The organism is Synechococcus sp. CBW1002, from assembly GCF_015840915.1.
Taxonomy (GTDB): Bacteria; Cyanobacteriota; Cyanobacteriia; order PCC-6307; family Cyanobiaceae; genus CBW1002.
This window is the reverse complement of record NZ_CP060398.1, coordinates 2,429,219-2,441,964: the sequence shown is the minus strand read 5'-3', so window position 1 is coordinate 2,441,964 and position 12,746 is coordinate 2,429,219. Positions and strand designations below refer to the sequence as shown.

Below are 12,746 nucleotides of genomic sequence, written 5' to 3'. Positions count from 1 at the left end.
ACGGAGATTGCCTCAGCGCGAGGCTCTGCCTCAGCCAGGGGCGGCTGCGTCAGGGTGGAGAGGTCTCGAGCAGGCGGCTCAGCGACTGGTTCACCGACTCGCGTGGGTGGCTGAGGTCTTCGAACTGTTCCGGTGGCAGGGCCTTGCTCCACAACCAGCCCTGGCCATGCTGCACTCCGAGGTAGCGCAGACATCGCCCTCGGCGCAGACATCGATGCTCATGCCCCGGCAGCCTCCCAGCAGCCAGTGCAGGAAACCCTGGCGGTAGAGATCGGAACGACGTGAGACACGATGCCGCGATCCACCTTCACCTTGCTGTCGTTGACGATCGAGATTCAATCGGGGAGCCGTCAAGGGCTGGTCTTCGGTCACGCCACCAGTTGCAGCAGGCCCATCTGCCCGCCTGCAAGTGTCCGATGCCGCGCCAGGGAAAACCCGGCGCTCTGCGCCAGATATTCCTGATCCGGGCCGCTGGGGAAGCGGGCCAGACTCGTTTCGAGGTAGGCGTATTGCTCCTCCAGTCCGACCTGGCGGGCGAGGGGCACCACCAGGCGGCGCAGATACAACCTCTGAAAACCCTTCTGGAACCTGTCTTCAGGCCGGTTGAAATCCAGTACGGCAGCACGACATCCCGATCGCATGACTCTTCGCAGTTCCTTGAGGCCGGCGGCGGGGTCGGCCAGGTTGCGCAGGCCATAGGCCATCACGGCGCCGTCGGCCCAGCCATCCTCCAGGCCCGTTGCCAGGGCGTCGCCCTGGCTCCAGCGCAGCCGCAGCCAGGGCGAGGCCTGGCTGCGCTGCTCCGCCAGCCGTAACGGGGCCGCGGCTGCATCAAGACCAAGCACAAGTCCTCCTGGCCTCACCTTCTCGGCCAGAACCAGCGCCAGATCACCGGTGCCGCAGCACAGGTCAAGCAGGCGCTGGCCGGGCTGTGGCTGCAGCCAGGCCACGGCCTGTCGCTTCCAGATCCTGTGCAGACCGAGGCTCAAGGCGTCGTTGAGCCGGTCGTAGGCGGGGGCAATGCTCTCGAACAGATCACGCACTGCGGTGGGATCGCCCGGCATCACGGAGGTTTTCAGGAGGTCGTCTCGTCCCAGGGGAGCACAATCGCATCGAGGCTGATTCCGCTCTCGATCCCAGGGGTCTGAGGGGCTGGTCCCTGGGCCTGCAGGCCACTCGGTCCCGTGAGGGTGAGCAGCATCACGGTGGCCAGGCCCACGGCGGCCGAGCAGACCATGCAGCCGGCCAGCATCAGCGAGAATTCCTGACGGTCGTTGGCCGCCTGCATCAGCTGCAGGGCCCAGGCCACCAGCGCCACCACCGCGGCCACCATCACCAGGGCCAGCAAAGTGGTAACGGCAGGTGAGAGGGCGAGCAGGGAGGTCAAGGGAGTGGGAGGCGCACTGTGCGGTTCGGCACCGACTCAATGTAACGAGGGTTTACAGAGCTTCGCGGCTGTTGATCTCGTTCGGAGGCTCCTGAACAGGGCGGATCGGCAAGTGCCGGTCCAGCAGGTCCCGCTTGATCTCCTCCACCGTCAGCACGCCGTCGTGCAGCAGGGAGGCCAGCAGGGCCGCCGAGGCCTCGCCCTGCTCCAGCGCCGCGGCGATGTGGTCGATGCAGCCGGCACCGCCGGAGGCGATCACCGGGACTTCCACAGCGGAGGCCACGGCGTGGGTGAGCTCCAGGTCATAGCCGCTCTGGGTGCCGTCCCCATCCATGGAGGTCAGCAGGATCTCGCCGGCGCCGAGTTCCACCACCCGTCGCGCCCAGCTCACGGCATCGAGTCCGGTGTTCTCCCGCCCCCCCTTGACGTACACGTCCCAACCGCCGTCGGTTCCGGCGCGCCGGCGAGCATCAATCGCCACCACAATGCACTGCGCCCCGAAGCGTTCAGCACCGGCGGCCACCAGATCCGGCTGGCGCACCGCCGCCGAGTTGAGGCTGATCTTGTCGGCACCGGCCCGCAGCAGTTCGGTGATGCCGTCCACGCTGCTGATCCCGCCCCCCACCGTGAACGGAATGGTCACGGCTTCGGCGGTGCGGCGCACCAGGTCCACCAGGGTGGCCCGCCCCTGGTGGCTGGCGGCGATGTCGAGAAAAACCAGTTCATCGGCGCCGGAGGCGCTGTAGCGGCAGGCCAGCTCGACCGGATCGCCGGCATCGCGGAGCCCCACGAAATTGACCCCCTTGACGACACGGCCCTCGGCCACGTCCAGGCAGGGAATGATGCGCTTGGCAACCACGGGTGGCAGGCAGGGGAGGAGGGGGAGGTCGGGCCTGAGGTGAATGGAGCGGCGCTGTTAAGGTTGCGCCACTTTTCCACCGCGCCGGACATGTCCCAGGCTGCCATCACCATCGGGTCGAAGGTGCGGGTCACCCGGGTTCGCGACCGTATTCCGGCCGATCTGGTGGCCATGCTCAAGGCGGATGCCACCGGTACCGTCCGCGATTTCAAGGTGACAGACGGCAAGGGCATCGGCGTGGTGGTCGAGCTTGCCGGTGGTGCCACCTCCTGGTTCTTCGACGACGAGATCGTGCCGCTCTGAGCAGCGGCATCTCTGTTCGGTCTTCATCGACGTCCTCCCTGCATCCACCGTGAGCGAGAGTCCACAACCCAGCGGGTCTCCGGACATCGCGTCTCCGGCACCGGCCGCTGGAGGGGCTGCTCGCCAGTTGCTGGGCATGAAGGGCGCCAGCAGCACCAGCAGCATCTGGAAGATCCGGTTGCAGCTGATGAAGCCTGTCACCTGGATTCCCCTGATCTGGGGAGTGCTCTGCGGCGCAGCTGCGTCCGGCAACTTTCACTGGACCCTGCCGCAGGTGGGTGCCTCGTTCGCCTGCATGCTGATGAGCGGGCCCCTGCTGGCCGGCTACACCCAGACGATCAACGACTACTACGACCGCGAGATCGACGCAATCAACGAGCCCTATCGGCCGATTCCCTCCGGCGCCATTCCCCTGGGCCAGGTGAAGGCCCAGATCTGGATCCTCTTGTTGGCTGGACTCGCCGTGGCCTGGGGGCTCGATCTCTGGGCCGGCCACACCACGCCGGTGCTGCTGCTCCTGGCCCTGGGGGGCTCGTTCGTGAGCTTCATCTACTCGGCACCGCCCCTGAAGCTGAAGCAGAACGGCTGGCTGGGCAACTACGCCCTCGGAGCCAGCTATATCGCCCTGCCCTGGTGGGCTGGCCAGGCTCTTTTCGGGCAGCTCACCTGGACCACGGCCCTGCTCACCCTCGCCTATTCCCTTGCCGGTCTCGGTATTGCCGTGGTCAACGACTTCAAAAGCGTTGAAGGCGACCGTGCCCTCGGTCTGCAGAGCCTGCCGGTGGTTTTCGGCGTTGAGAAGGCCAGCTGGATCAGTGCCGGCATGATCGACATCTTCCAGCTGGCGATGGTGGCTGTTCTGATCGCCATCGGCCAGCATTTCGCCGCCGTGTTGCTGGTGCTGCTGGTGATCCCCCAGATCACCTTCCAGGACATCTGGCTGTTGCGGGATCCCATCGCTTTCGATGTCAAGTATCAGGCCAGCGCCCAACCCTTCCTGGTCCTCGGCATGTTGGTCACGGCTCTCGCCATCGGTCACAGCGATCTGGTCGGCGCCGCCCTCGGCTGATGTGAACCCACGCACTTTCCAGTTGCTTCGCGCCGGCCTTGTGGCCGCTGTTCTCGGCTCCGGGCTGGCACTTGGCCAGTCCGCCCTGGTCGCCGCGGTGGATCGGCAGCTTCCCGATGCGCGCCGCATCAGCAGCTTCAATCGTCCAGGGACGTTCACCATCTTTTCGGCCGATGGACAGGTGATCCAGAAGCTGGGTCCGGCCACCCGGGAGAAGTTGGTGGGGGGCCGCATGCCCGAGCTGGTGCGGCAGGCCTTCATCGCGGCCGAAGACCGTCGCTTTTATCAGCACAACGGCATCGATCCACTTGGGATCGGCCGGGCTGCGCTGCGTAACCTGAGCCGGGGATCGGTGGAGGAAGGCGCCAGCACCATCACCCAGCAGCTGGCCCGCACCGTCTTTCTCAGTCAGGACCGCACCCTGCTGCGCAAGCTCAAGGAAGCTGCTCTGGCCGGCAAGCTCGAGCGCCAACTGACCAAGCAGCAGATCCTTGAGCAATACCTCAACTTCGTCTATCTCGGTTCCAGCGCCTATGGCGTCGCCGATGCGGCCTGGATTTACTTCTCCAAGACTCCCGATCAGCTCACCCTGCCGGAGGCGGCCCTGATCGCTGGGTTGCCGCCGGCACCCTCGGTCTATTCACCGCTGGTGAATCCCGACCTGGCCCTGCAGCGGCGCGCCATTGTGCTGCGCCGGATGCGGGAAGCTGGTTTCCTGGATGCGGCTCAGGAGGCGGAGGCTCAGGGTGCACCGCTGGCCCTCAAGCCCGCCGAGCCCAAGTACTGGGTCAGCAAGGCGCCGTATTTCACCAGCTGGGTGTCTCAGGAGCTCACCAAGGTGCTCACCCCCGAGCAACTTGAGGTGGGTGGGCTGACGATTCGGACCGGCCTCAACCTGGCCTGGAATGACCAGGCCCAGAAGACGATCGACACCTACGCCACCGGCGCCATGGAAGGGGCTCTGGTGGCGATGGAGCCGGGCACCGGCCTGGTGCGAGCCATGGTGGGGGGGAACGATTTCGAATCCAGCCAGTTCAACCGCGCTGTTCAGGCGCTGCGCTCACCCGGTTCCACCTTCAAGCTGTTCGTTTATCTCAGCGCTCTTCAGGAGGGCATGCGGCCGGAGACTCTGGTGCTCGACAAAGCCCGTTGCTTTGCCGGTTACTGCCCAAAGAACTTCGGCAATCGCTACATGGGCCGGGTGCCGATGGTGGTGGCCCTCCAGAACTCGCTCAATATCGTGGCGGTGGGACTGCTGCAGCAGCTGGGTTTCGACAAAGTGATCGCCACGGCCAAGAGCCTCGGCATCACCCGCGAGTTGGGACGCTTCTACCCGATGGCGATCGGGGCCTACGAACAGACGGTGCTCGACATGACTGCCGCCTACGCCGCAATCAATAACCGTGGGGTGTATGTGAGTCCCACCCCCTTCGAGGAGATCTATGGCCCCGATGGGGAATTGCTCTGGAGCCGCCGCCACGATGGTGATCGGGGTCATCGCGCCGTCGACAGCGACATCGCCGACGCGATGACCTGGATGCTGCAGCAGGCGGTCCGCTCCGGTACCGGTGGGGGCGCCGCCCTGGCGGATCGACCGGTTGCCGGCAAGACCGGCACCTCGGAGGGAGGACGGGATCTCTGGTTCATCGGCTCGATCCCCCAGCTCACCACCGGTGTGTGGCTGGGGTATGACAACAGCCGCGAGACCCGCAACACCAGTGTGGTGGCCACCTACGCCTGGAACCACTTCATGAAGCCGGTGGTGAAGGGGCTGCCGGTGCGGCAGTTCCCGCCCAAGCCGGTGCTCACCGGTCGTTACAAGCCCACCAAGCCGGCTCCCGCCAAGGGGCCGGCAAAGGGGCGGCCAGGATCTGCCGCGCAGGAGGCCCCCGATCCGGCATTGCCGCGCGCCGATTCGGCCGACTCCCGCCAAGATCCTGCCCCGCGTCCTGCAGCGCCGTCACGCCAGGCCTCTCCTGATCCCCCCCCCTCGCGTCCAGCTCCCGATCGTCCGCCAGGCTCTGTTCGCCAACCGTCGGAGCCTGATGGTGGATCCCAGCCCTCTCTGAATCGGATTCTCGACGACGTGCGTCAACAGCCAATCGCCCCGCCACCGGTTGCTCCGCCACCGCCACCACCACCGCCACCAGTGGAGCCGCCGCCCCAACCCTGACTTTCACCATGGGCAGGACATCGCAACGCAACAGCTTCAATCAGGCTGCAGTGGTCAATGCTGCGGCGTAGAAGCCATCGCCTCCCATGGCCGAAGGCCAGCGTTGCCACTGCTCGATCAGCACCAGCTCGGGGTGCCGTTGGCTCAGGGAGGCGATCTGCTCGCTGTTTTCGCTTGGATGAACCGTGCAGGTGGCGTAGACCAGCCGTCCGCCGGGCTTGAGCAGCGGCAGCAGCGCCTCAAGCAACTGCCGCTGCAACTCCACCAGCTCGTCGATGGCGGCTGGAGACATCCGCCAGCGCGCATCGGCATGGCGCGCCAGGGTGCCCAGGCCCGAACAGGGGGCGTCGACCAGGAGCCGGTCAAAGCTGCCGATCCAGTCGGGTCGGGCCGCTGCCAGGCTGAGTGCATCGGCGGCCAGGGTGTGGATCGAGCCGAGACCCAGCCGCTGGGCGCTGTGCACCAGTCGCTGCAGCCGGCCTTCGGAGCGGTCCACGGCCCAGATCTCGCCCGTGTCGTTCTGGCGCTCGGCAATCTGGATGCTCTTGCCCCCGGGGGCGGCACAGGCATCAAGGATGCGCTCGCCCGGCAGGGGGGCGAGCAGCGGCACCACCTGCTGGGCCTGGCGGTCCTGCACGCACCACCACCCCTCAGTGTAGCCGGGCAGCTGGCGCAGGTCGCCGGGATGTCCCCCCAAGCAGAGGGCTTCGGGGAATCCCGCAAGGGGCTGGGCCGTGACGGCCGCTGCAGCCAGACGCTCGCGCAGAGCCTCGGGGCTGGAGCGCAGGGGATTGACCCGGATGTCGAGATGGGGAGGGGTGTTGCAGGCCTGGCCGAACGCTTCGGCGGCCTCCGGCGTCAGCCATGAGGGGATCAGCTCAGCCAGCCAGTCCGGCAGGGAATGGCGCACGCCCCAGGCCTGAGCTGGATCGGCCGGCAGGCTGAGGCCGCTCCAGGGCACAGGGGGCTGCGGCTCCTGGGCTTCCCTGGAACGGCTGCGCAGCAGGGCGCGCAACATCCCGTTCACAACGGGGGCCAGGCGACCCAGCTGGGCCCGCTTGGCCAGTTCCACCGTGGTGCTCACCGTCGCCGAAGCTGGAATTCTCTGGCTGAACAGCAGCTGGTAGAGGCCCAGGTGCAGCAGCCAGCGCAATTTCGGCGGCTGCCGGAGGGCCGGAACGCGGCCGAGCCGGTCGATCCAGGCATCCAGCAGCCGCCGCTGCCGGATCGCTCCATAGGAGAGCTCGGTTGCCAGGCCCCGGTCGGAGCCTTGCAGGGGGCGGCGTGCCAGTTCCCGTTCCAGCGCCACATCGGCGTAGGCCCCGGCCGCCACGGCCTGCAGCACCTGCCAGGCCACCTGGCGCGGTGCCAGGCCAATGCCGGGATCCGCTGCTGGGCGGCCGGCGGCGGCGACGTCGGTGCGGGGATCAGCCAAGCGGCGGTTGCGGAGCCTTCCAGAGATAGCGCCGCAGCGGCAGCCGCCCCTCGGCATCCACGGCGATCCCCTCGGCCAGCAGCAGTTGCCGTTGCATCCAGTCCGAACCTTCGCGGCTGGGGCTCATGCTGATGCGCCCCTGGGCGTTCACCACCCGATGCCAGGGGACGGGGGTGGGCAGCGGCAGGCGACGCAGTGCCCAGCCCACCTGACGAGCACAGCCGTAGGCGCCGATCAGCTCGGCGATCTGGCCGTAGGTGGCCAGCCGCCCAGCCGGAATCTGGGCCACGGCGTACCAGACCCGTTGATCGAAGGTCGCTTCCGCCATCGGCGGCCCGCGGTAGAGGATGCTCCCAGCCTGCCGTGCTGTGGCACCCGCCTTCATGCCCCTGCTACCCCGCCGTTTCGAGCGCCTCAAGGCCGTGCTCGATTGCCGCATGGGTGATCTCACGGTGCTGCTCGAGCAGGTGGAGAAGCCCCACAACCTCTCGGCGATCCTGCGCAGCTGTGATGCGGTGGGCGTGTTGGAGGCCCACGCCGTCTGCCTGCAGGGTCGCCTGCCCACCTTCAACAGCACCGCCCAGGGCAGCCAGAAATGGGTGCCGCTGCAGCTGGAGACAGACGTGAACGTGGCGATCCACCGCCTCAAGCAGCGGGGCTTCCGTCTCTATGGCACCCACCTTGGTGTGGAGGCCGTCGACTACCGCCGCTGTGATTTCACCGGCCCCACGGCGTTCGTGCTGGGCGCCGAGAAGTGGGGCCTCAGTACCGCCGCCGCCGCCCAGATCGATCAGGCCGTGATCATTCCGATGCGTGGCATGGTCCAGTCGCTCAACGTGTCGGTGGCCACGGCCACCCTGCTGTTCGAGGCCCTGCGCCAGCGCCAGGCCGCTGGAACGGTTCCCACGGCAGGCGAAGGAGTGGCGCCGGAGCGCTACCAGCGGCTGCTGTTCGAGTGGGCCTATCCCCAGGTGGCCGCCTGGTGCCGCAGCCAGAGGCGGGCGTATCCGGCATTGTCGGAGGCCGGCGAGATTGCAGAGGAGCTGCCGCGGACAGTGCGGTTGCGGTGCTGATGCTTCTCAGCAGCGCTGCCATGGGTTGCCGCAGAGCTCAGCCCCGTCCCTCTTCCTCGAAGCGGTTGGCGCTGGGCAGCCAGACGGCCACGGCCAGGGCGGCGAGCTCCAGGGGGATCTGCCGGCCGCCCAGCAGCACCACCATCACGCAGGTCACCGCGAAGATCTTTTCGAGCATGCCGATCACGTCATCGGTGTGACGACTGCCTTCGCTCCAGAGCACCACGCCGGACAACAGCAGCACCACATCCAGCCACCAGGGCATGGCCGCACCATCTTCTTGAGGATTCCACTATGGCGAGGTCGTCGCGCGGCTGCACAAGGGATGAACAGGCCCTGCAGTGGGGCTGTTTCAGAGGGCGTTGCGCCCGGTGTCGTTGCCGCTCAACCAGCTCTCCAGGCCCTCCCCCAGGAACGAGAGGCCCAGCACCAGCACGAACATGGCCAGGCCGGGATAGAGGGCCGTCCACCAGATCCCGGTGGGTAAGGCCGTGAGGGCCTGCTGCAGATCACTGCCCCACTCCGGAATGGTTTCCGGCAGGCCCAGGCCGAGGAAGCCCAGGCCGCCCAGCACCAGCACCGCATCAGCGGCATTGAGGGTGAGCAGCACCGGCACCGAGGTGATCACATTGCGCAGCAGGTAGCGCCGCAGGATCCAGATCGGTCCGGCGCCGAGGGATCGGGCCGCCTCCACGAACAGCTCCGCCTTCACCTGGGCGCTCTGATTGCGCACCACGCGGAAGTACTGGGGCACGTACACCACACAGAGCGCCGCGGCGGCATTGGGCAGGCCGCGGCCGAGCAGAAAGGCCAGCACCACTGAGAGCAGCAGCACCGGCAGGGTGTACATCGTGTCCATCAGCAGCACCAGCAGCCGGTCCACCCATCCCCCCAGGTAGCCGCTGATCATCCCAAGAGGCACCCCCACCACCAGAGCCAGCAGCAGGGCGATCAGCACCACCTGCAGGGCCACACCGCTGCCGGCCAGGGTGCGCACACAGACATCCCGGCCGAGGCGGTCGGTGCCGCACCAGTGCCCCCAGGAGGGGGCGGCATAGATGGGGTTGTCGAGGCCGGCGTTGGGATCGGCCAGAACGCCCAGATGGATGGCCAGCGGGGTGAGCAGGGCCACCAAGGCGTAGGCGAGCACGATCCCCACACCCCAGCGGGCCATCCGGCCGGAGAGGGTTCGGGGCTGCCAGCGATGGATCACGGCCGCGGCGGACGCGCGGGCGCATCCGGGAAACTCGCTCCATTCAACCGGTCATCGCCTGGAACCGGTCGCTGCAGGCAACGGGGCCGGCAGAGATGACTGAACAGAAGGCACTTAGGCTGGCTTCGATTGCCGTGCAGGCCTGGTTCTGCCGCTCCGGTTGCCCCATGCCCCCGCGCCTGCTGATTGTCGACGACGACCCGGAACTGCGTCATTTCCTGGTGGCCGAACTGCTGGCGGATGGCTACATCTGCGATGAGGCGGCCACCGGCCAGCAGGCCCTGGGACAGATCCGCAGAGAGCCTTTCGATCTGGTGCTTCTCGACTGGAGCCTGCCCGATTTCAGCGGCGTTGAAGTGTGCCGGCGGATGCGCCGCAGCGCCATCACCACGCCGGTGTTGATGCTCACGGCCCGCGACGATGTACGCGAACGGGTCGAGGCCCTCGATTCCGGAGCCGACGACTATCTCACCAAGCCCTTCTCGATCGAGGAGTTGCTGGCCCGCATCCGTGCCAGGCTGCGTCGCACCGGCCTGGATGAACCGGACGATGGCTGGTTACGGCTGGCCGATCTGGCGGTGCATCCCGCCAGCCGGGAGGTGAGACGAGGGGAGAAACAGGTTCAGCTCACGGCCCGCGAGTTTGATCTGCTCCATCACCTGATCCGTCACCCCAACGAGGTGCAGGAGCGGCGCCTCATCCTCGACACCCTGTGGGGCGCGAACTGGGTGGGTGACGACAACCTGCTGGATGTGTATGTGCGCTATCTGCGCAAGAAGCTCGAGCCGGTGGGCCGCCCCACCCTGATTCAGACCGTGCGCGGCGTCGGCTTCATGCTCAAGGAGGGTCCGGTCCGCACCTGAGGGTCCGGTCCTGGGCGGCTGGCGGCAGACCGTGCGGATGGCAGCTCCAGGCGGAAGTCAGCGCCGCCGCATGGAGCTGACCGCACGGTGACGGCTCCGCCCATCGCCTCCATCAGCAGCCGCACCACCGAGAGACCCAGGCCGCTGCCGCGGGTATCCACAGAGGCTGAGCCCCTGAAGAACCGCTCGAAGATCGTGTCCTGCTCCTGCGGCGTCACTCCCGGTCCCTGATCCAGCACGTGCAGCACCAGCAGGCCTCTGGGCGGGCCAGCTTCATAGTCGGCCCGCAGGGTGATCAATCCGCTGCTGTATCGCAGTGCGTTGTCGATCAGGGCTGCCAGGCACTGCTGCAATCGCTCCGGATCGCCGTTTGCCTCAGGAAGGGTCATGGCTTCGGGGGAAGCGAGCTGCAGGCGACCGCCGGCCTGCTGCTCCAGCCGTCCAAACGCTTCCAGCAACATGTCTTCCACGGAAAGGGGCTGGAGCTGCAGTTGCAGCCGGCCAGCGTCCAGGCGAGCCAGATCGAGCAGGTCGCTCACCAGCAGGCCCATGCGGCGGGCCTCCGTGCAGATCACCTCCAGGGAGGTGCTGAAGGATTCCGGGGCATTCAACGCGGTGGGTTGGGCGGCGGCGGGGTCGGCACCGGCCAGCTGGCGCCGCAGGCTCTGGGCGTGGCCCGAGATCAGGGTGATCGGGGTGCGCAGCTCATGGGCGACACCATCCACGAAGGAGCGCTGCTGCAGCCATGTTGCGGCCAGACGCTCCTGCAGGGCATTGAAGGAGCTGGCAATCGGGCGGAGTTCCTGCGGCTCCGCCTCCACATCGAGCAGTTCGGCCTGCTGGGGCGGGGTGGGAATTGCCGCCACCTCCCGGCTGAGCTGGGCCAGGGGTTCGACAAGGCCGCGGCGCAGCACCGGTCGCAGCAGGGCGCCGGTGAACAGGGACGACAGTCCGGCGGCCGCAATCAGCAACAGCTGCGAAAGCCGTTCCCGTTCCACCGAGTCCGTCACGTCCTGTCGCAGCTCCAGCAGGGGGCGATCTCCGGCGATCGGGCCGATTCGGGTGCGGCTCACCAGCAGCACCTGGCGCTCGCCATGCAGCAGCAATGGCGCGCTGGAGGTGCCGCCGGCCGGCAGCAGGCGCACCGTCAGACCCGGTAGCTCCAGCATGGAGTGGATCAGCTGCTCCAGCTGGGCCGTGCTGGAGACGCGCTCCAGCAACTTGCTGCTCAGGTGCTCAATCAGCTGAGCATGGCTCTGGCGGCGCTGCAGGGAGGTGAGGGTGTGGTTCAGCGCCAGCAGCAGGCAATAACCGGCCAGCACCGCCAGCAGGGTGGTGGATTGCAGCCACAGCCGCAGGGATGGCTGCGCACGCATCACGTCGTGGCGGAGGTCGGGGTCATTGTGCGGCGTGATAACTGCTGCGCACCAGTGGCCCGCTGCGCACCTGCGCGAAGCCGAGGCTGCGGGCGATGGCGCCGAGCTCCTCGAAGGCGGCCGGGCTCCAGTAGCGGGCCACGGGGATGTGGGCCAGGGAGGGGCGCAGGTACTGGCCCAGGGTGAGTCGCTGGCAGTCGGCCCGGCGTAGATCGTGCAGCGCTGCGATCACTTCGTCCATGCTCTCGCCCAGTCCGAGCATCAGCCCGGATTTGGTGGGAATGGCGGGAGCCAGTTGCCGCGCCGCCGCCAGCAGAGCCAGGGAGCGGCTGTAGGTGGCGCCACGCCGCACCTCGCCCTGCAGCCGCTCGACGGTCTCGAGGTTGTGGTTGAAACAGGCGGGTCGGGCGGCCAGCACGGTGGCCAGGCGCTGCCTCTGGGCGGCTTCACCGGCTGCCGGATCAGGGTGGCCGCCCCAGAAGTCAGGGGTGAGCACCTCGATGCCAACTGTGGTGTCACGGCGCCGGATCGCCGCCATGGTGGCGGTGAACAGGCTGGCGCCGTGGTCGGGCCTGTCGTCGCGGGCGACGGCGGTGAGCACCACGTAGCGCAGGCCCAGGCTGTGCACGGCCTCCGCCACCCGCTCGGCTTCCCCGGGGTCGAAGGGGGCCGGCGCCTGGCCCTTGTCCACCTGGCAGAAGGCACAGCTGCGGGTGCAGATGGGTCCGCCCAGCAGGAAGGTGGCGGTGCCGGCGGCGTAGCACTCGCCCCGGTTGGGGCATCGCCCCTCCTCGCAGATGGTGTGCAGACGCTGCTGCTTCACCACCGCCTGCACCGCCTCCAGGTTGCTGGCTGAACCCACGGGGCGCCGCAGCCAGCTCGGCAGCCGTTCCCGGGGGGGGATCGCGGCATAGCGGCTGGTGGGTGAGCTCATGGCGGCGGCAGATGGTTAGGGCAGTGGCCTGGATGGCAGGGAGAGGGCGGGGAGTGGGCTC

Annotated in this window: 14 protein-coding genes; 5 read left to right on the top strand and 9 right to left on the bottom strand. The window is 67.7% G+C overall.

The features are described from left to right. Positions 1-368: 368 nt before the first annotated feature. Genes ubiE through hisF form a run of 3 tightly spaced genes read right to left on the bottom strand, consistent with a single transcriptional unit; the run spans position 369 to position 2,246 of the window. The gene (gene ubiE / locus H8F24_RS11915; RefSeq protein WP_197169757.1) at positions 369-1,067 is read right to left on the bottom strand and encodes a bifunctional demethylmenaquinone methyltransferase/2-methoxy-6-polyprenyl-1,4-benzoquinol methylase UbiE; all 699 of its coding nucleotides are present in this window, start codon (positions 1,065-1,067) and stop codon (positions 369-371) included. A gap of 8 nt (positions 1,068-1,075) precedes the next feature. Then, the gene (locus tag H8F24_RS11910) at positions 1,076-1,387 is read right to left on the bottom strand and encodes a hypothetical protein (protein WP_231597785.1); all 312 of its coding nucleotides are present in this window, start codon (positions 1,385-1,387) and stop codon (positions 1,076-1,078) included. A 52-nt stretch (positions 1,388-1,439) separates the two neighbouring features. Beyond that, on the bottom strand, positions 1,440-2,246 hold the full coding sequence (hisF, locus tag H8F24_RS11905) for an imidazole glycerol phosphate synthase subunit HisF (RefSeq protein ID WP_197154048.1): 807 nt from the start codon (positions 2,244-2,246) through the stop codon (positions 1,440-1,442). A gap of 90 nt (positions 2,247-2,336) precedes the next feature. Here hisF and H8F24_RS11900 point away from each other — a divergent pair, with 90 nt between their 5' ends. The 3 genes from H8F24_RS11900 (at position 2,337) to H8F24_RS11890 (ending at position 5,791) form a co-directional block, all read left to right on the top strand. After that, positions 2,337-2,549, top strand: coding sequence for a DUF2862 domain-containing protein (locus H8F24_RS11900; protein ID WP_197154047.1), 213 nt, complete (start codon positions 2,337-2,339; stop codon positions 2,547-2,549). A 136-nt stretch (positions 2,550-2,685) separates the two neighbouring features. Then, entirely contained in the window at positions 2,686-3,618 is a 933-nt protein-coding gene (gene chlG / locus H8F24_RS11895; protein ID WP_231598285.1) for a chlorophyll synthase ChlG, read from the top strand. A 22-nt stretch (positions 3,619-3,640) separates the two neighbouring features. Beyond that, positions 3,641-5,791, top strand: a complete 2,151-nt coding sequence (locus H8F24_RS11890; RefSeq protein ID WP_231597784.1) for a transglycosylase domain-containing protein — start codon at positions 3,641-3,643, stop codon at positions 5,789-5,791. Between the two features lie 40 nt (positions 5,792-5,831). Here H8F24_RS11890 and H8F24_RS11885 read toward each other — a convergent pair whose 3' ends face one another. Both H8F24_RS11885 and H8F24_RS11880 read right to left on the bottom strand, forming a co-directional pair. Continuing rightward, positions 5,832-7,226 carry a 16S rRNA (cytosine(967)-C(5))-methyltransferase gene (locus H8F24_RS11885; protein WP_231597783.1) on the bottom strand — a complete coding sequence of 465 codons (1,395 nt, stop codon included), beginning with the start codon at positions 7,224-7,226 and terminating at the stop codon, positions 5,832-5,834. Beyond that, positions 7,219-7,554, bottom strand: coding sequence for an MGMT family protein (locus H8F24_RS11880; RefSeq protein WP_197172271.1), 336 nt, complete (start codon positions 7,552-7,554; stop codon positions 7,219-7,221). Before H8F24_RS11880 ends, H8F24_RS11885 begins: the two co-directional genes overlap by 8 nt. Before the next feature lie 55 nt (positions 7,555-7,609). Here H8F24_RS11880 and trmH point away from each other — a divergent pair, with 55 nt between their 5' ends. Next, the gene (trmH, locus tag H8F24_RS11875) at positions 7,610-8,299 is read left to right on the top strand and encodes a tRNA (guanosine(18)-2'-O)-methyltransferase TrmH (RefSeq protein WP_197169754.1); all 690 of its coding nucleotides are present in this window, start codon (positions 7,610-7,612) and stop codon (positions 8,297-8,299) included. A gap of 37 nt (positions 8,300-8,336) precedes the next feature. Here the strand turns inward: trmH and H8F24_RS11870 are convergent, their stop codons facing one another. Both H8F24_RS11870 and H8F24_RS11865 read right to left on the bottom strand, forming a co-directional pair. Further along, the gene (locus H8F24_RS11870) at positions 8,337-8,564 is read right to left on the bottom strand and encodes a hypothetical protein (protein WP_197154042.1); all 228 of its coding nucleotides are present in this window, start codon (positions 8,562-8,564) and stop codon (positions 8,337-8,339) included. An 87-nt stretch (positions 8,565-8,651) separates the two neighbouring features. Continuing rightward, positions 8,652-9,473 (bottom strand): ABC transporter permease, encoded by an 822-nt coding sequence (locus H8F24_RS11865; protein WP_197172269.1) that lies wholly within the window; start codon positions 9,471-9,473, stop codon positions 8,652-8,654. A gap of 206 nt (positions 9,474-9,679) precedes the next feature. Between H8F24_RS11865 and H8F24_RS11860 the strand changes: the two genes are divergently transcribed. Beyond that, positions 9,680-10,375: a response regulator transcription factor gene (locus tag H8F24_RS11860; protein WP_197169753.1), complete on the top strand. Its 696-nt coding sequence runs from the start codon at positions 9,680-9,682 to the stop codon at positions 10,373-10,375. On the opposite strand, the gene H8F24_RS11855 is transcribed toward H8F24_RS11860, so the two are convergent. Continuing rightward, entirely contained in the window at positions 10,321-11,751 is a 1,431-nt protein-coding gene (locus tag H8F24_RS11855) for a sensor histidine kinase KdpD (protein ID WP_197169752.1), read from the bottom strand. The two genes, H8F24_RS11860 and H8F24_RS11855, sit on opposite strands and share 55 nt — an antisense overlap. A gap of 22 nt (positions 11,752-11,773) precedes the next feature. Continuing rightward, entirely contained in the window at positions 11,774-12,685 is a 912-nt protein-coding gene (lipA, locus tag H8F24_RS11850; protein WP_197169751.1) for a lipoyl synthase, read from the bottom strand. Between the last annotated feature and the right edge of the window lie 61 nt (positions 12,686-12,746).